General features: G+C 41.2%; 17 protein-coding genes. 4 read left to right on the top strand and 13 right to left on the bottom strand.

Annotation, left to right across the window (positions count from 1 at the left end):
- Positions 1 to 25 precede the first annotated feature (25 nt).
- From QNH28_RS12720 to QNH28_RS12705, 4 genes are all read right to left on the bottom strand, one after another.
- Positions 26 to 2,089 (bottom strand): M56 family metallopeptidase, encoded by a 2,064-nt coding sequence (locus QNH28_RS12720; RefSeq protein WP_283911670.1) that lies wholly within the window; start codon positions 2,087 to 2,089, stop codon positions 26 to 28.
- Between the two features lie 2 nt (positions 2,090 to 2,091).
- The gene (locus tag QNH28_RS12715) at positions 2,092 to 2,454 is read right to left on the bottom strand and encodes a BlaI/MecI/CopY family transcriptional regulator (RefSeq protein WP_283911669.1); all 363 of its coding nucleotides are present in this window, start codon (positions 2,452 to 2,454) and stop codon (positions 2,092 to 2,094) included.
- 142 nt (positions 2,455 to 2,596) lie between these two features.
- Positions 2,597 to 3,043, bottom strand: a complete 447-nt coding sequence (locus QNH28_RS12710) for a hypothetical protein (RefSeq protein WP_283911668.1) — start codon at positions 3,041 to 3,043, stop codon at positions 2,597 to 2,599.
- Positions 3,044 to 3,070: 27 nt separating this feature from the next.
- Positions 3,071 to 3,409, bottom strand: coding sequence for a winged helix-turn-helix transcriptional regulator (locus QNH28_RS12705; protein WP_042187604.1), 339 nt, complete (start codon positions 3,407 to 3,409; stop codon positions 3,071 to 3,073).
- 155 nt (positions 3,410 to 3,564) lie between these two features.
- Here QNH28_RS12705 and QNH28_RS12700 point away from each other — a divergent pair, with 155 nt between their 5' ends.
- Positions 3,565 to 4,293, top strand: coding sequence for an SDR family oxidoreductase (locus QNH28_RS12700; protein ID WP_283911667.1), 729 nt, complete (start codon positions 3,565 to 3,567; stop codon positions 4,291 to 4,293).
- Positions 4,294 to 4,383: 90 nt separating this feature from the next.
- On the opposite strand, the gene QNH28_RS12695 is transcribed toward QNH28_RS12700, so the two are convergent.
- Entirely contained in the window at positions 4,384 to 5,205 is an 822-nt protein-coding gene (locus tag QNH28_RS12695; protein ID WP_283911666.1) for a DUF2785 domain-containing protein, read from the bottom strand.
- Between the two features lie 217 nt (positions 5,206 to 5,422).
- On the opposite strand from QNH28_RS12695, the gene QNH28_RS12690 reads away from it, so the two are divergent.
- Positions 5,423 to 6,211 (top strand): tyrosine-protein phosphatase, encoded by a 789-nt coding sequence (locus QNH28_RS12690; RefSeq protein WP_283911665.1) that lies wholly within the window; start codon positions 5,423 to 5,425, stop codon positions 6,209 to 6,211.
- Between the two features lie 87 nt (positions 6,212 to 6,298).
- Here the strand turns inward: QNH28_RS12690 and QNH28_RS12685 are convergent, their stop codons facing one another.
- From QNH28_RS12685 to QNH28_RS12660, 6 genes are all read right to left on the bottom strand, one after another.
- Positions 6,299 to 7,021, bottom strand: a complete 723-nt coding sequence (locus tag QNH28_RS12685; protein ID WP_283911664.1) for a sensor domain-containing protein — start codon at positions 7,019 to 7,021, stop codon at positions 6,299 to 6,301.
- A 126-nt stretch (positions 7,022 to 7,147) separates the two neighbouring features.
- On the bottom strand, positions 7,148 to 8,287 hold the full coding sequence (locus tag QNH28_RS12680; RefSeq protein WP_283911663.1) for a toxic anion resistance protein: 1,140 nt from the start codon (positions 8,285 to 8,287) through the stop codon (positions 7,148 to 7,150).
- A 24-nt stretch (positions 8,288 to 8,311) separates the two neighbouring features.
- Positions 8,312 to 10,000: a vWA domain-containing protein gene (locus QNH28_RS12675; protein WP_283911662.1), complete on the bottom strand. Its 1,689-nt coding sequence runs from the start codon at positions 9,998 to 10,000 to the stop codon at positions 8,312 to 8,314.
- A 13-nt stretch (positions 10,001 to 10,013) separates the two neighbouring features.
- Entirely contained in the window at positions 10,014 to 10,799 is a 786-nt protein-coding gene (locus tag QNH28_RS12670) for a hypothetical protein (RefSeq protein WP_283911661.1), read from the bottom strand.
- Positions 10,800 to 10,986: 187 nt separating this feature from the next.
- Positions 10,987 to 12,228: a molybdopterin-dependent oxidoreductase gene (locus tag QNH28_RS12665; protein WP_283911660.1), complete on the bottom strand. Its 1,242-nt coding sequence runs from the start codon at positions 12,226 to 12,228 to the stop codon at positions 10,987 to 10,989.
- A gap of 45 nt (positions 12,229 to 12,273) precedes the next feature.
- Positions 12,274 to 13,152, bottom strand: coding sequence for a LysR family transcriptional regulator (locus QNH28_RS12660; RefSeq protein WP_283912135.1), 879 nt, complete (start codon positions 13,150 to 13,152; stop codon positions 12,274 to 12,276).
- 113 nt (positions 13,153 to 13,265) lie between these two features.
- Here QNH28_RS12660 and QNH28_RS12655 point away from each other — a divergent pair, with 113 nt between their 5' ends.
- Complete coding sequence (locus tag QNH28_RS12655) at positions 13,266 to 14,552, top strand: adenylosuccinate synthase (protein WP_283911659.1); 1,287 nt, start codon at positions 13,266 to 13,268, stop codon at positions 14,550 to 14,552.
- A 142-nt stretch (positions 14,553 to 14,694) separates the two neighbouring features.
- Here the strand turns inward: QNH28_RS12655 and QNH28_RS12650 are convergent, their stop codons facing one another.
- Both QNH28_RS12650 and QNH28_RS12645 read right to left on the bottom strand, forming a co-directional pair.
- Positions 14,695 to 14,883 (bottom strand): hypothetical protein, encoded by a 189-nt coding sequence (locus tag QNH28_RS12650; protein ID WP_076121390.1) that lies wholly within the window; start codon positions 14,881 to 14,883, stop codon positions 14,695 to 14,697.
- A gap of 190 nt (positions 14,884 to 15,073) precedes the next feature.
- The gene (locus tag QNH28_RS12645; RefSeq protein WP_283911658.1) at positions 15,074 to 16,270 is read right to left on the bottom strand and encodes a stalk domain-containing protein; all 1,197 of its coding nucleotides are present in this window, start codon (positions 16,268 to 16,270) and stop codon (positions 15,074 to 15,076) included.
- A 242-nt stretch (positions 16,271 to 16,512) separates the two neighbouring features.
- Between QNH28_RS12645 and QNH28_RS12640 the strand changes: the two genes are divergently transcribed.
- Positions 16,513 to 17,049 (top strand): GNAT family N-acetyltransferase, encoded by a 537-nt coding sequence (locus QNH28_RS12640; protein WP_283911657.1) that lies wholly within the window; start codon positions 16,513 to 16,515, stop codon positions 17,047 to 17,049.
- Positions 17,050 to 17,170: the final 121 nt, after the last annotated feature.

The raw sequence follows: 17,170 nt of genomic DNA, 5'->3' as shown, positions 1-17,170 counted from the left end.
CAACTTTTTTTCATCAACGAATATATCACGGCATATATTTCTCAGCAATGCTGGTAACATATCCGTCTTTTTTAGTAATCACACACGGGGGTACAATATCAGTATATTGCTTAAAATATTCAATAAACTCCTGTTTGCTTACCTCTTTTAGAGCACCCATATTAGCGTCCACTATGGAATATCTCGTCTGATCTGTAACCTCTAACGGGTCGGTATACGTATATTTGTTGAGAATATAAAATCCATTGGGCATATCCTCGTCTGGATTAATATTTAACCCCTTAAAACGAGCAGAATCCTCCATCGTTAGCCATTCAATGTTATCAAAATCAAAGGAGTTACTCTCTAACTTAAGATTTAAAACATAGCCCATTAATGCACTCTCGGGCGTGATCGCATAATCATCAGCTGTAGCCTTATAGTTCACCACTAGCTGATCCAGCTTAATATGCTGTCCCATTCCAATATCATTGCTTATATAATTTATGGCGACCTGTAATGGATCAAGTAGTGCTCGTTCCTCCCCCTGATCAGCTAATGTCTGCAGACGGGTATAATATTCAGCTATCGTAACATCGGTTTGAGGTGTATTGTAATATTCATTTCCATTCGAATCCTTCCAGCGTTCTACACTCCAAATTCCTGTCTTTCCTTGAACAGCTGGCTGAGATAACAACAATTGGCTTGTTTCGCCTGTCGTTAAGGGGAATTTCACTAAAATGTGCTTCCCACTATAAGTTTCATGCGGAAGCTGATGGTTTGCTTCAAGAAACACACGCACTGCCATTTCTTGACCGGCTGGTGTAGACATATCATTTTCTCCACTCCTGATGATGCCAAGATACTGTAGTGTTGAATTCATAATGGAAAAAATAAGTATCGGCTTTCCCATGCTTCCTTCTTCGGTAATAAATCCATCGACCATATTTTCCGCCATCGTCAGCTTATTTGGATCATCCGGTTTTAAGCGATATTCTAAACTCCAAATTTCCAAAGGTGTGGCAATCATATCGTCGAACGATGCTATTTTTTCAAGCTTAGTAATTTTACTGTCAATCACTTTAATATCTGAATTGTTCTCATAGCTCGTAATGTTCTGCTCCATAAATTGCTGAGCATAATCCTTTACGGTTAATGGATCATTTTTCGGATTACTTATGAGTCCGACACACAGCGCTCCCACGACAATAATTGCGACTAGAACAACCCAAAAGGCAGGTTTTTTGTAATTTAAAATGTTCTTAATTCGCCCTTTTGTATTGCTCTCGCCAAAGGCAAGTGGTGAACCGCTCATAAATCGTTTTCCGGTAGATAAGTTCAAAAGTGAGGTCGAGTATTCTTTTTTGATTCCGCTGCCCATCTGTCTTATGACGCTTTCATCACAGGACTTCTCCATATCATCACTCATCAGATAAAAAGCAAGCCACACCACTGGATTAAACCAATGTATACACAGAACAGCAAACCCGAGAGGTTTTATGATGTGATCGTACCTGTGAATATGCACTTGCTCGTGTTTGATAATATAAGCTTTTTCATGATTAGAAAGACCGTTTGGTAGGTATATTCTAGGCTTAAGTAAGCCGAATACAAAAGGTGTGGAAATGCCGTTATGCTCATATACATTTTCGAAAAGAGGGGTTGCCGTTCTTAAGTTTCCTGAAAGCTGAACAGTGGCAACAATGCTGTAGATGAGCAGCAGTGCAATTCCGACCAGCCATATATATTGGCCAATGTTAATCCATGCGTCTGTTGAATTTGCAGGAGTAATACTAACAGAGGTGGCGGGGTCAGCGGGTACGGGGATAGGTACGGTTGATATAATGTCGGATGAGTTGATTACATTTTGGATTTGGGGTATTTGTGTAAATTGCTTATTCAGAGGTGAGTTCTGTACTTCAGATGGAATAAAACTAAATATACTCTCAATAGAGAACGGACACAGGAGTCGGAACAAAACCACAGACCATAAGGCATAGGAGAAGATTTTGGGAACTTTTCTTAAGAACAGCCGTGCCATGATGATAAACACAATCACATAACTTCCCGTAATGCTCATGTTTAAAAGTTGTTCAAACAGCTGATCCACCGTTACTCCTCCTTATGCTCATGGATTAGTCTTAGAACATCATCAATTTCGCTGTCGCTTAATTTCCGGCTCTTTGTGAAAGCAGCCAAAAATTTGGGTAACGAACCGCCGAAGGTTTCCTTCACAAAAGCCTTGCTCTGCTCCGCATAAAAGTCATCCTTTTTGATAAGAGAACCTACCACACCATTATCATTGATAAAAATCTCTTTAGCTTCAAGTCGTTTTAACATCGTATACGTCGTTGATTTCTTCCAGTTCAGCTCGGATTCACACAACTTCACCAGATTCCCAGACGGGATCGGTTCATGTTCCCATATTAACTCTGCAAATTTCCCTTCCATTTCGGTCAATCTGAGATCCTTCATGTCTGCACCTCCCGTTGGTCTACAAATCCTAGACCTTCCATTTGAGTTAGAGTTTACAACTTGTAGACCATTTTGTCTACAAAAAATTTCCAGCACAAAAAGAGACTATGTCTTTGCAAACATCGCCTCATTGTTATCTTTATTAAGGGTAAAACACAGATAAGTCACGGAACAATAATCCGCTCTCTTCCAGTCTGTTAAGCTCCTCTTCTACATCCGTTACAATATGGCCTTCTCTTTCATGGGCTGTATTGATTAACCACGGTCGCCCCTGTCTTAAAAAACAAAGATCATCGGGCACTCTAGTCTGCACCCATGAGTACAAGCTCGTAGAATAGGATAGTAGGATATCGACCGCATCCGGTGAACATCTAAAATAATAAACATCTGCATAATGTCCCATAAGCCGAGTTCCCGGCCAATAATCATCTTTGACGATCTCTTTGAGAAAAGGCTGTAACCGTTCCAATAGTTCATATCCTTCTGGCTCTAACTCCATCTGATCCCGTTTGACCAAAATAAATTCATCACACACTTCCATAGCTACCTGTATCAGCGTCTTATAGGCCTGACCCGTTGGGTCCTGCAAAATAGTATTTATAATAATGTCCGCCCCTTACTTGTTTGTATTATTTAAATACTCCTGATGCATCCTTCCCCAGCCACACATGCTATCCAAAACAGTAATTAGTGATTTGCCATGTTCTGAAATACTATATTCCACCCTCAATGGAAGCTCATGAAAAATCACACGATCGATAAGTTGATCCTCTTCAAGCTCCCGTAGTTGCTTAGTTAATGTCCCTTGAGAGACATCTGGAATAATCCGTCGAAGTTCGCCAAATCGTTTGGTACCATCTATCAATAAAATAAATAAAATGAGCGGCTTCCACTTTCCACCGATCTTATCAAGCGTTGTAAGCACTCCGGCCAATCTCGGCTCCAGTAAATCCATGTGATCATCTCTTTCGATAGTTAATCTATTTCACAGCTAGTACGAACAATCGTACCTAGTACGAAAAAAGTGCGTACTGTGCAGAATTTCTTTTATACCTAATAATAAAAAACAGAACTTAAAAGTCCATTTAACTATGAACGGAGTAGATAAAAATGTCCAGTATTTCATTAAAAAACCAGCGAATCGTCATTATAGGAGGAAGCTCCGGAATAGGGCTCGCGACTGCCAAACAAGCTGTTGAACAAGGCGCATATGTCATAATCGCTGGGCGTTCACAAGATAAATTAGAAAAAGCTCAACAAATTCTAGGGTCCGAATCTACCGAAACTCATTCGCTTGATAATCAAAATGAAGAAGACTTAAAGTCTTTTTTTGAAAAAATCGGCAGCTTCGATCATTTGTTCACTCCCGGCGCCTCTTATGTTAGAGGACCGATTACTTCAAGCTTAGAGATTGCGCATAGCTGCTTTAATGCAAAGTTCTGGCCTCAATATAATGCTGTGAAATACGCGATCCCATATATAAGTCCAACTGGCTCTATTGTTCTGATGTCTGGCGCATTCGGCCAACGACCCCTTGCAGACGGTGCCTCCTACGCGGCTTGTAACGGTGCAATTGAGAGTCTGGGAAAAGCATTGGCTGTAGAATTAGCTCCGATTCGGGTAAATGTCATCTCCCCAGGCACCATTCATACCAACTTTAATTGGGAAGGTGCAGAACAGGAAACTAGAGACAAAGCTTACGACGAATATACGAATATAAATATTCTTGGGAGGGTCGGCCATGCGGACGAAGCAGCACATACAACCATTTATTTGATGACTAATAACTATACAACAGGAAGCACTTTGTTTCCGGATGGGGGTTATATTTTGCGATAAAAAAATTAAAAAGCCCATATATTTGTGGGCTTTTTTTAATAAACTTGATCCTATGTATGCACCAGAATCCGTTCCTCTCTTGTTTCTTAATTAGGAATAGTATACTTTTTCTACTTTATATAATGTGTGCTCAATAGTTGGGCAGAGATCGGCATCTACTTTATAAAACTTAACTCGAAAGTATAAGCTTTTCAAAAAGTTCTTTATATTATTTTTTTGCCTAAAGGCGGGAAGAAATTCGGGATTTTTCTCCACATCACCAAAACTTTGAATCCATTGCTCTACATAAGTCTGACTAAGTATTTTTCTATTTAAAACACTAATTATGGGTCTTACCATTCTCTCATCTTCCCCATCGGAGTAAATTCGATCTGTTATGGTCATCTTTTCGTAAACCAAATTGAGAATCGTTATGAGGTCATTGTTATCCAGTTCGGAACATTGAGCTAAATCGTCTAAAGCATCTGCTGCATGGGCTATGGCATGAGCCCAGCCTTTTTCTTCGTCATACCCACGGTAATCTCGCTCTTCTTGTACATTGTAAAATACTTTCTCTTTTATCTGATGTATTTGCTCTCTTGAGAGAAACGGTGCTTCTCTATGTCTCACTAAGACGAGTGGTATGACTAGCATTGAGAAAGATCGAGTAAAGACAGAGTCTGTATTTGTTTCACCAAGCTTAAAAAGCAAATGGTTATTATCCAAAATAACGGGTAGAAGTTGTTCTAGTTCGTTTACAGTTAGAGAATGAGTAGGTATCCAATGTGATAAGGTTGTATAAATTAGGTCATCACGCAGCTCGGCATCCACAGAACCGATGTTATGTATCATTTCTTGGATCAACTGGAATGTATCGGGAGGTGCTTGGTAGCCATTTTCTTTTATTACTATCAACTTTTCTTTTAAATTCATTTTACACACTCCTACTAGAAATTTTCCGTATGCAGCGCAATAGCGCGACATGATATTGCAAACGATTTTACAGAAAAGGTGACCTTTTTGCTATGTTTTTTTGTTGGCATTTATCATGGTACTATATATAGTATTAAGTGCAAACTTTAATGTTAAGCGACACCCTTTCTACATTTTAGAATAGCCTATTCAATAACCAACCAAAGGTGGTACGAAAATGAACCAGAAACTAGAAACAACAGATTCTAAGCGTCGTGTTCTCCCCTTTAAAGGCGTCCTCAATTTCCGAGATATGGGCGGATACACCACCTCAGATGGCCGTAAAGTCAAATACGGTTTATTTTTTCGATCAGCTGAATTAACAGGAATGACCGATCATGATATAAAACTCTTTAAATCACTTGGAATTAAGACCATATTTGATTATCGAGGGATAGAAGAAGTTCGTTTAAAACCAGATCCGGTCATTCCAGGGGTCAATAACATTTGTGTACCTGCTTTAAAACAAGAGGTTCCTGGAGACATGAGAGATGTGGTTCGTTCTGGATTCCTTGAACATTTCACGACAGATTTCTTGGTTAATATGTATTTGGATATGGCCTTTAATAACCCTTCCTTTAAGCGACTTATGGCAACCATTATGCTTCCAGAGGCATTCAGTATCCTGCATCATTGTGCCGGTGGAAGAGATCGCACTGGCGTTGGATCAGCGTTTATCTTCCTCGCACTCGGGGTTCCGAGAGAGACAATTATAGAAGACTACCTGCTCTCCAATCAGACACTCGGTCCTATGAATGAACAAATAAAAAAGCAAGCCTCACAACATCTATCCCCTACGGAAGTGGATACTGTTATGGCTGCGCTTATATTGCGCAGAGAATTTATGGAAGCCATTTTCTCTGCCATCGACGAGCGCTATAAAAGTGTGGATGCTTTCCTCGAACAGGAATTCGGAATGACTGCTGACAAGCGCAAGCAGCTACAAGCCTACTGTTTAGAAGCTTAATAACCTATTGAGCGATGGACTAATTCATTAAGATAGAAATAAAAATAGAAAGAAGCGTAACTCTCCAAGAGCTACGCTTCTTTCTATTTAATACTGACGTTCTTCCTCGTAGGATACAAACAACATTCTACGCTGTACATCCATCAACGACTTAATCACCCATGTTGCGATCACAGCAACGACGAGTCCCGCTACAACATAAGAAATGTATTGCTGAGATAAAGTCCAGTCGATATTAAATAAGGCAAAAACACTATTCTCCAAAATGTTCAAATCCATCGTTTGCAGGAAAATCTGATGAAGCACAGGTAGTGTAATCAGACCTAACGCAGCTGCTACCACAGTTATCGTTAGTGAAAAGAAGATAATGCTGGATACGAATCGTCCCATAATCAGCATGATGTTACGTGCGAACTTTGCACCATCAAAACCTAACTTCATTCGTTGCAGGAAGCCTGCTCCCTCTTGCTTCATATCCGTTCTACGCTCTTCACTCGGTCTAGGGATATCCAGCAGTGATCTTACTAACTCTTGCTCAAATTTCACAATGTAATCTAGCCCTTTAGCTACTGCGAAAAACAAGGGTATACCGATGAAAATGGGTGTTAAAGCAATCGATAATGCTAATCCTGTCACCATAAACACGAAATATACTATCGTAATCGGCAAAGAGATTATAAAATACAACATACTCCGATAGGTCTTGGGACTTGATCGACGTTTGCCGGGTTTAGATTGTGATTTCGATTCTAAGGGAATCTGCATGGAATCTACCGCTCCGATTGGCATTGTATACAACTTATCGTTCATTTCTTATGTCCTTCCTCTCACGTTATCAATTAATCTCATTATACGTGAGAAAGAGAAGGCTCAAAACAGTCTTAGGACCGGAGTCTTACCAGACTAAAGGCTAGGATGGGTTTAGACTCACAACAGCTACAAGCCCAGCTTATTTCCCTTCTCGAGCCGCACGATCTGCTGTTCTCCGCTATCTGCCAGCTCTCTGAACTGGTTAATGGTTTCACGCATCTTAGGAAGAGCTTCCTGCTTATACGTACTTATTGAATCTAAAGCGGATAGCACATCGGTGAATGCCTGTTTTAATGTATCTACTGAAATGCTAGATTCTAGGGATTGCTTATGGATCGCCGCCCCCTGATCTTTCAACATTTTTGAGGTGCCGCTTATTAGCGTGTTGGTCGTTTGATTTAGGAGTTCAATCTTTTTCAGAACGATTCGTTGATTGTAGAGTGCACTGGCTACCGTAACGGATATTTTCAGGGCAGAAACCGTAACATTTCTAGCTCTGTCCACCCCTCTGATTAGCTCTTTATTATTTCGTATAACCACTTCAATCGCCATAATTCCCTGCTGATTCACTACCAGCATCTGTTGCAGATCCATCACACGCTGGCGCAGAGGAAACAATACCTCCTCTGTTATGAACTTTACCCTTTCTTCGGACTCATTACGTAGCTTGGCTGCATCTAGTTGAGCTTCAATCTCCTGATCCATCAGCATTCCTAGCTGAATCTCTTTCTGCAGCTTTTTAGTCAGCTCTCTAAGCGATTGCTGCTCAAACTCTAATGTAGTGTTATCGTTTTTCAATACGGTTTTACCTTTATCTAAAGAAATAATAATATCTGAGATCACAGCATCCGCTTTTTGATACTTCGCAAAATAACTCCGCAATGGGTTAAAGAACTTCCCTAGAAGACCACTTTTAGCAAAATCCACTGCGCTTGGGTCTAAATCTTTCAACTGGAGGTTTAGTTCCGTTAATCCTTTAGCTACTTGCCCGCCTTCATCCCCTGTTTTTGATAAATTCCCTACAGAAACTTGCAAAAGAGAGTTCTTGTCTGAAGACGATCTCATGGTGCTCATTCCGAAGCTGTCTATGGATTGCAGCACTTCTTTTCGCTTCTCCAAGGATTCTAAATCCAGCTCCAAAATCGTCGAGACATTGCTTATCGCCATTTCCTTCAGTTGCGTTACTTCCTGTGGCTCAGGTTTAACCTGTTCTTCAATCGCTGATTTCAATTTCTCCGGACTTACCACTTCCATCGTAAAAGACATAGAACCCCTCCTAAAAGTTGTAACTTACATTTGAACATTAAGCAGGTTTCCGATTTTATAGACTACGTCGTCTGTATCCGCGTTGATGTTAGCCGCTTCATTAATACTTGAAATGCTCTCCAGTGCTTTAATATTCGCGTTATACCCAATGGTGTAAATCGGAATTTTGTAGGTTTCAATTAAGCCCCTGATATCATTAAGTGAATGACCTTCATTCGTCTCTCCATCACTTAACACAAAGATCAATGGCTTAAGCTCCGGGTTAATCTTCATTTCGTCTTGAAGCATTTTAAGTGCAACTACAATGCCATCAAAAGTAGCTGTACCCCCATTCGCCTGAAGACTATCTATCGCCCCAACAAACATTGACTGCTGATTCGTGTCATATTTACCAATAGGAAGGTTTATCGTAACGTTGTCGGAGTAGGAAACAAAACCAATACTATTATCTTTGCCCAAGTACTTCTGTCCTGTTAATAATGATTGCTTTAAGCGATTTAAAGGCTCCCCGTTCATGCTACCTGAGACATCGGCTACAAATACTGCCGCAATGGGTTTATTTCCGTTTTTCTTCTCCTTCCACAGCTTTTGTGCCGAGGTTAAAAGACTACCATCCACTGGATTAACCTCCGAATGATAATCATTCAGTCCGTTAAAACCTTTTTCTTCACCCAAACGCTGATATTTATCCTGTTCAACAAACTCCGCGAATTTCTTAATAATGTCCAGCTTCTCTTGTGGTAGATCACCTAATGCGTAAAGGGGGCTGTCATGCCTTACACCAAAAGGAGTAAATACATAGCTCCCCTTTAGCTCTGGGGCATTTGCGTAAATTTGGTACTCTAAAACAAAAGCATCCAGCTTCCCAGTTTTAGCCGCATCACGCATTTGTAAAGTCGTCGAGGCGATAAAAGGTACATTCGCTTGGAATTTCTCAAAGCCCTGAACCGCTTGTTCTCCCAGCAAATCAGAGCTGTCAAACGTCCCAAGTGCAGTCACAAGAAAGTTCAAACCTGTTGAGCTGGCAAAAGGATCTGTGTAACCCATAGATAATTCATTATTCGCTATCGCATCTGTAATCGTCTTCACGTTTAAAGAACCATATTTCTCTACTAACTCATCATATTTCGTTTTATTCGTAACAATACCGGCTACATTACCTATAAGACGATTGGTTATAAGCTGCGTGCTGATGCCGTTCGCTTTTACCATCTCGCCCCATAACTCATTGGATGGTGTAAACGCATCTGGTATATACTTTCCAGACCTTATGTAATCCGTCGCTGTACCTGAAGCAATATTACGGATTTTAACTGAAACGGGAACTCCATTAACCTCTATATTGGAATTATTAAAATCTGTCGCCACTTCATTGAGCCATCCATCATTCCCCGTTCCAGATTTCTCTGTAGATGAGAAGATTTCGACAAAGCTATCCGTTGTATTGGTCACTGATATAGGAAATTTTGAAATATCCGGCAAGGAGTCGCCAATCGCAACAGGATCAAGGTCGATTTGTCCTTTAACTTGCTCCGCGATATTTACGTTAATTTTTTTATAAAGTTTTTCCAGCCGCTTTCCTGCATCTTCTGATGAAACCTCAGTAGTGGTTTTACCTAAATTAGATGTTAAGCTGATCCCAAAGTATACGAGTGCAAAAACGATCACTGTTATAATCCCGAGGACTAAAAATGTTCTCCCTTTCCTAGCCATTCGCATCTTCCTTTCATTGCTTATAGAATTTCGTCTGTTTGATCAAATCATCGATCTCCTTCATACAAGGCATATCTTCAACATCTTTATAATTCGTGCTGTCTAGTAACGATATTTCGAGTAGCAATTGATCTAACTTCAGCAAAATCTCTTCATTTGCACCGAGATAACCTGTTACATAAGCCAAGTATTCATTGTATAGCGCTGTTTTTTTCTGCACCAATTTATCCGAGAACTGCGCAGGTCTCTGCTGACTGGCAAAAAGGGAGAATTCCGAAGCGTCAAAAACACTTAACTTACTAAGTATTCCTCTGATATTCAGATAGAAAAGCTTCTCTACTTCATAACTGACCGCAGCAAATTTCTTGAAGCTTAGCTCTGATTGCTCGAATCGCTGACTTAGGACATCCACTAACGTATTTTTCTTCTTCTCCATCCGAGTGATCTGATCCAAAGCCAGCGTAATGTCCTTCTTCAGCACCTTTATATTTCTGTATTGCGTGAGCGCTGCTATATAATCCTCATGCGTCTTTATCTCTTTTACAGGTGGAACCACCGAAGCTTTAAACAGCAAACTATAACTTCCATAAAGAACAACAAGAAGACTGATCACTACTAATGTCACACCAAAGGAAGTCTCTAGAACGCTTACTCCCCCAATTTCGACCCCTAGTAACCCTGGTGACAAAACCATAATATTCACTAACACCACGCCAACGATAAGCCCTAATAGCTTTACGGATCTCGCACCGTTCAACATACACACCTCCTTAACCGATCCGGTAACTTTTTCCTTCATTTGCTTTATTTTATCAGAAACCCATACGCTATACTCCTTTTATTTACAAAAAAACTAATTTTCCGCAGAAGATCTCTGACCTCTCGTTGATTCACTTCTATATATATGGAAGTATTTCTGTGATTACGTCCGTAATCGCAAAAAAACCTTAACAGGCCCCAAGCCCATTAAGGTTAAGTAAACTCATTTATACCCAAGCATCATTCGAATAGCCACGCTGCTCCCAATATCCTGTATGCTCTCCCTCGATCAGTTCAATCCGGTTCAGCCACTTTACTGACTTGTAAGCGAACATTTTGGGGACAATTAGCCGAACCGGTCCACCGAGATCGCTCGGAATCGGTTTCCCATCATGCATCACCGCGACCATAACATCGTCCATATCCGCCTGCTCCAGCGTAAGAGTATCTGTATATACTCCATCCCCAGAGTAGAACTTCACCGTTTTTGCTGTGGACTTCACACCAGCCTGTTGTAGAAGATCCTTCAGCTTGATGCCTTCCCAGGTATTCTTGTAGACAGACCAACCTGTCACGCAGTGAAAATCACTCACTTGAACCGTCCGTTGCAATTGAACGAATTGCTCCCAATTCCATGTAAAGCTCTGATCAACAAGACCATCCAACTTAAAGGACCAATTATCGTTCGTGAACTCAGGAATAGGGGTTACAGTATAAACACGGAATTGACCCTGCGACCCACCTCCAAGAGGCGGTGACGATGCCGCCAGTGGCTGCGGTGCTGGCAACAGCTGATTGCGGTCATTCTCGATTAATTTATCGATCGTTTCGCTGCCACCGATGTTTCCAATCGAGCTGCCTAGCCATTTTACAAATGAGGGTCCGATTGTAAGGGCAAGCCCTACACCGATCGTCCCTCGAATGAAAGCTCTACGTGTATAGACTGGCTGAGGTGTATCTTGATATGTTGAATTGCTACTCAACTCACTCCCGCTCTTGATAGTCCGACGATTCGGCTCCTTCAGCCACTTCACACGAGTCAGTGAGTGATAGATAATGTAAGGCAGACCAGCCCATGTCAGGACATCATGAACGACCAAAGCAAGATTAGATACTTGCGGTCCAACTCTACGGAACTGCCATAACAACACGCCCGAAATGAACCAGCCAAGTAAGAGGAAAAGCACGACAAGTACATTGAACCGCTGCCAAGGCTTCTCCTTTAGCTGTTTCCAATGTTTACTTGCCAATAGAAGATAATAGATCACTGGAAGGATAGATGCGATTCCTACCACAATATGCAGACCTTTAATCCATACCCTGCCTTCACCAAGGAAACCTCGCCAAAAACCACCTACTAGCACTAGCCCCGTCAAGGCCAATATCACGACGATCCAGCCGTTCCAGGTATGTAGTGTCCGCAGTTTTTTCCCGTATCCCTTGCGTAGCCGACCAAGCATACCGCTCATAGCCTAGCCTCCTCCTTATGTGAATGATCCTTCACCCGATTTAATTTAGTCCAATAAGGTTAGAAAGGACTTTGAAGCAGCAGAGAGTGGAACTCCTCGAAGAGTCGCAATTCCAATGTTACGCTCTGGAAACGGCGGATCTAAAGGGATTTCTACAAGTTCTCCACTCTTTAATTCTTCCGTAACATAATCACGAATAACAAAAGCAAGACCAAAGCCACGCAAAGCGAACTGAACAAGAAGATCTACACTGCCTAATTCAAACTCTGGTGTTATCGTCACATGATTGGAGGCAAGAAACCCATCTATATACTTTCTTGTGCTGCCTCCTTGCTCTAGAAACAACAAGGGGTACTGCTTGATGTCTGAAAGCGGCATTGTCTTGTCCGCCAAATGACGGAAGCCCTTGCCACCGACAAGACAATCTTGAAGCCTTGTACTCTTACGAAATTCAATCTGTTTGTCAGATGCCGGTAAGCTAACGATACCGAAATCAATTTTCCCTTCTTTTAGAAGCGCAAGTGTCTCTGGTGTTGTTCGATTCGTAATATGAATACGGACATTGGGGAATTGCTCATGATATTGTTCGAGATAAGACAACAAGTAATATTTGCAGAGAGTATCACTAGCACCAATATGAATCTCCCCGCTATTTAAATTGTTCATTTCGGCAATCGCTCGTTCACCCATCTCCACATTCTGAAAGGCTTGCTCAATGAACCGCAGCAGTACTTTGCCTTCTGTCGTTAGATCCACCCCTCTAGAGGTACGAAAAAATAAGGGTCCGCCCATCTTTTCTTCCAATTGCTTAATCGTATGACTCACTGCCGGTTGTGTTATATTCAGTCGTTCTGCTGCCGCAGTTAAGCTGCCTGTTTGCGCTACCCAATAAAAAGAGCGATACCATTCCAAGTTGATGTCCATCCCCACGTCATTACCTCACCTTATAATAGATATTACGTATATCAATTTTTCTAATGCTCTATCTAGCATTATACTTAGACCTGTAGCCAATCACAAGCTTGGGAGGTAATCGCGTGACCGTAATCGCAATTGTAGGAGCTAACTGGGGAGACGAAGGCAAAGGAAAAATGACAGATGTACTAGCCGCTCAAGCCTCTTATGTAGTTCGTTTTCAAGGTGGAAGTAACGCTGGTCATACCATCATTAACCAGTATGGAAAATTCTCACTTCATATGCTGCCTTCTGGTGTATTTTACCCATCAGTTACAAACATTATTGGACCAGGAACAGCTCTTGATACAGAAGTATTAGTAAAGGAATTACAAGCGTTAGCAGATAGAGGGGTTCCAAAGCCGAAGTTGTTCGTATCGGAGCGCGCTCAAATCGTACTCTCGATCCATCGTTTGTTTGATGAGCTGGAAGAGGAACGACTTGGGTCACAAGGGTTCGGTTCAACCAAACGGGGGATAGCGCCATTCTACGCGGATAAATATGCGAAGCTCGGGATACAAGTAGCGGATTTGTTTGATCCTGCCCGACTTGAGAAACGTCTCGAACAATTACTTGCTTCAAAAAATGTATTACTGGAGCATTTATATAAGAAAGCCCCTATCCAAGTTTCGGAATTAATGGCTCAGTTACAAAAAGAAGCTGCACAATTGGCACCATACGTAGCCAACACAACAGAAATACTGCAAGAGGCTTATGGAAAAGGAGAAACAATTCTGCTTGAAGGGCAATTAGGCGCTCTGCGTGATCCTGATCACGGTATATATCCTTACTCTACCTCCTCATCGACACTTGCCGGATACGCACCTGTCGGCGCGGGTCTTCCAGCGGCTGCCATCACGAATGTTATCGCTGTAACGAAGGCATATTCCAGTTGTGTTGGTGCCGGACCTTTTGTATCTGAATTAGAAGGCCCTGTAGCGGATGAACTTCGCACACGAGGTGGCGATGCTGGGGAATTTGGAGCGACAACAGGTCGTCCTAGACGTATGGGTTGGTTTGATGCAGTAGCTACACGTTATGGTTGCCTGATGCAAGGTGCAACGGAGGTTGTGCTGACCAATCTGGATGTTCTTGGTTATTTAAATGAGATTCCGGTTTGCGTTGCCTATGAACTTGAAAATGGGGAAATCACCGACAAGTTTCCAGCAACAAGTAAGCTGAACAAAGCAAAACCGATAATAACGCATTTATCTGGCTGGAACTATGATATCTCGCATATCACCAACTTTGACGATCTGCCAGAGCAAGCTAAAAGTTATGTAGATTTTATCGAAACGTCTATTGGAATACGTATTTCTACTGTTTCTGTGGGACCTAGACGTGATCAGGTCATTCATCGTACGCTGTAATAATTTCATGTCAAGCATAAACGCCTTCGGCGTCCTTATAAGGACGGTAAGTGTTTATGCGAGAAATACAAAATAAGGATGCCTAGTTGTACCTACATGCAATATGCATATAGCTGCAACTAGGCATCCTTGCGTTAATCTTTTACACCAACACTGCATCCACTTTCGTCTGAGGCGCCTTGTCACAACGCTTACAAACCTTAACGACTGATCCGTCCGTTTTTCTTTTTGGATAAAGCAGTTTGATCCGTGTGCTCTGACAGACCGGACAAGTCCCCCTACCCCTGGATGGTAAACTCCACAGTGCATGTCCACGTTTTGACTTTGCCATGAATAAACCCCTCATTTCGGTCAATAAATAGTCAACATTTCATTCTGAAAGTGCTTCTTTCAAAAGATATGCTTTAGAGACAGGCTCTATGACTAAATCAATGATGAGGCGTTCGAATATATGAAAAGGACGCCCGATGATGAACCTTAAGGCGTCCTTTGATTTAAAATGAAGTTATAGTTCCCTTACATTAATTTGTGTAAATCATAGAGACAACACCATTTGTAAAGGTTACGTAATTATAATTTCTATATTGCCAAGTCTCAACTGTAATTCCACTGCCGGATAGACTTGATTTATCAATTGGAGTGCCCCAGCTCAGCTCTACTTGCTGCTTCGTCATCCCTGTCGAAATTGTACCTGCCTTGATCTTGGCCCAAATCGCATTTGACCATTTATAGATTTTGGTAGGATCAGACGTAAAGAAATACTCTTTGTTTGCCAGATCGCGAGTGACCTGATCGTATTCCATATCATAAGAATTCACAATTTTACCTGATGCCAATTGAAAAGAAATCGAAAACTCATTATCGTCGTTCACAAGAATATCAACAATCGTTGCTTTTTGGAATTTATAGTCGGAATCATACTGGTTGAACCAATAAGTCTTTCCGATTAGCTTGGCGAGATCCCCTTGAGATTCTCTTTTGGATATTTTTAACGTATTTTTTGTGTACGCAAATAACTCAGCTTTACCGAAATTGATGTTCAAAGACTCATAATGAGCACCAAAGTCCAATACTGCTCCCAATGCTGTTTTTAAGAGGGTAGCAGGGAATACTGCTCCTCCATCCACGGTTTGCACTTTACCACTCATTTTCACCTTATTCCCATTCACCATAGCAATATCGCTGCCCAGTTGAAGCTGAATAGGCAAATCCCCTACACGAATACTAAAAGTCTTAGTGGCTGTATTCGTCTGAATAGTTGCACCTAAACTCTTAAAGGTAGTTTGTACAGGCAAATACATCGTGCCATTGATTAATACACCTGTTTCGATGTCCTTATCAGCACTGATAGATAACTTTAACGTTTTGGAATTAGCTCCTGAACGTACGGTTACATTTGTTTCGCCAACGGCTAATGCTTTTATTGAACCATCAGGCAGCTTTTGCAATAAATACGGCTTCTCAATTACCATATCTGCTTGAGACAGTGGAATACGTTCCGATGAGCCATCAGGTCCTTTTGCAAAAATCTGCACTGGAACCTTATCCCCAACGGTCATTTCCGTATAATCCATTTGAAAAATCAAATCATCCGTGCTGGAAATCGACTGTTCGTTCACTACATTTGTGCTATTCGCATCTGCTGCCTTCGCTGTATGAATTGGACCATACATAGATACTGCTAGTACTGCTGCAATACTCCATTTAATAGCTTTCATTTTCCAAAATCCCCCTCTAGTAAATAAACCACTATTACTGTATCACAATTCCACTATTTTAGTAGATAAAAATGGAAGGTGGTTAAGCTTATATTTTTATAATGTGTAAATATTAAGAAAAATAAAGGGAAACACATGGGTCTACAAGAAGTTACAAAATAGGCACTACAGAGTCTATGTAATCGTATTTGGCGGTAGCAACTGAAGAACAATTAAAGTCTTAGACTAGGAGTGTAACATTCGTGGAAATAGTAACCGACAGATTAATATTAAGAGATTATACAAGCAGTGATTCTTCTTTTTATGAAGAACTAGAGCAAAATCCTTTATCCTACAAATATGAGAACTCCGCACCTGATGCAAAACGAATTAAAGATGACTTCCTTTCGATTTTATCTCAAGCAACAAGCGATCCACGGGAATATTATGATCTTGCTATATGTACGAAGCTGGATATGAAGCCCATAGGTAATGTCAGCATTAAGTTAAATTGGAAAGAAATCAGAGAATGGGAAATTGGTTGGGCCCTACTCCCGGACTATTGGAAAATGGGATATGCAACTGAAGCCGTGAAGTCCCTGATAGGTTATGCCTTTAGCTCTCTTAATGCACATAGGGTTGTTGCTTATGCCAACGCTGAGAATGTGCAATCTGAGAAAGTAATGATTAGAGCAGGAATGTTAAAAGACGGGGTTCTTAGGGAGACTAGATTCTGTAATCAGCAATGGTGCAATGAGATCATCTATTCCTCTTTAGAGCAGGAGTGGACTTATATTTGATGGTTTAAAACTGATTAGGGAAAAACTCCCTATAAAAAGTCGATATTCGCTAATAATGAATGAAATCAGGGGATTTCTCCCAATAAATCAGGCTAAACCCTTTGATTTTCATCAAATCAGA

It is taken from the genome of Paenibacillus sp. G2S3 (genome assembly GCF_030123105.1).
In the GTDB taxonomy this organism is placed as follows: Bacteria; Bacillota; Bacilli; order Paenibacillales; family Paenibacillaceae; genus Paenibacillus_AQ.
This window is presented reverse-complemented; position numbering and strand designations above follow the sequence as displayed.

Excerpts from the sequence above, each read along its gene's own strand:
- QNH28_RS12680 (WP_283911663.1), bottom strand. The coding sequence starts at position 8,287 with ATGTCTTTTACGATGGAAGTGGTAAGTCCGGAGAAATTGAAATCAGCG.
- QNH28_RS12715 (WP_283911669.1), bottom strand. The coding sequence starts at position 2,454 with ATGAAGGATCTCAGATTGACCGAAATGGAAGGGAAATTTGCAGAGTTA.
- QNH28_RS12675 (WP_283911662.1), bottom strand. The coding sequence starts at position 10,000 with ATGGCTAGGAAAGGGAGAACATTTTTAGTCCTCGGGATTATAACAGTG.
- QNH28_RS12700 (WP_283911667.1), top strand. The coding sequence starts at position 3,565 with ATGTCCAGTATTTCATTAAAAAACCAGCGAATCGTCATTATAGGAGGA.
- QNH28_RS12645 (WP_283911658.1), bottom strand. The coding sequence starts at position 16,270 with ATGAAAGCTATTAAATGGAGTATTGCAGCAGTACTAGCAGTATCTATG.
- QNH28_RS12660 (WP_283912135.1), bottom strand. The coding sequence starts at position 13,152 with ATGGACATCAACTTGGAATGGTATCGCTCTTTTTATTGGGTAGCGCAA.
- QNH28_RS12705 (WP_042187604.1), bottom strand. The coding sequence starts at position 3,409 with ATGGATTTACTGGAGCCGAGATTGGCCGGAGTGCTTACAACGCTTGAT.
- QNH28_RS12670 (WP_283911661.1), bottom strand. The coding sequence starts at position 10,799 with ATGAAGGAAAAAGTTACCGGATCGGTTAAGGAGGTGTGTATGTTGAAC.
- QNH28_RS12650 (WP_076121390.1), bottom strand. The coding sequence starts at position 14,883 with ATGGCAAAGTCAAAACGTGGACATGCACTGTGGAGTTTACCATCCAGG.
- QNH28_RS12690 (WP_283911665.1), top strand. The coding sequence starts at position 5,423 with ATGAACCAGAAACTAGAAACAACAGATTCTAAGCGTCGTGTTCTCCCC.
- QNH28_RS12685 (WP_283911664.1), bottom strand. The coding sequence starts at position 7,021 with ATGAACGATAAGTTGTATACAATGCCAATCGGAGCGGTAGATTCCATG.
- QNH28_RS12665 (WP_283911660.1), bottom strand. The coding sequence starts at position 12,228 with ATGAGCGGTATGCTTGGTCGGCTACGCAAGGGATACGGGAAAAAACTG.
- QNH28_RS12695 (WP_283911666.1), bottom strand. The coding sequence starts at position 5,205 with ATGAATTTAAAAGAAAAGTTGATAGTAATAAAAGAAAATGGCTACCAA.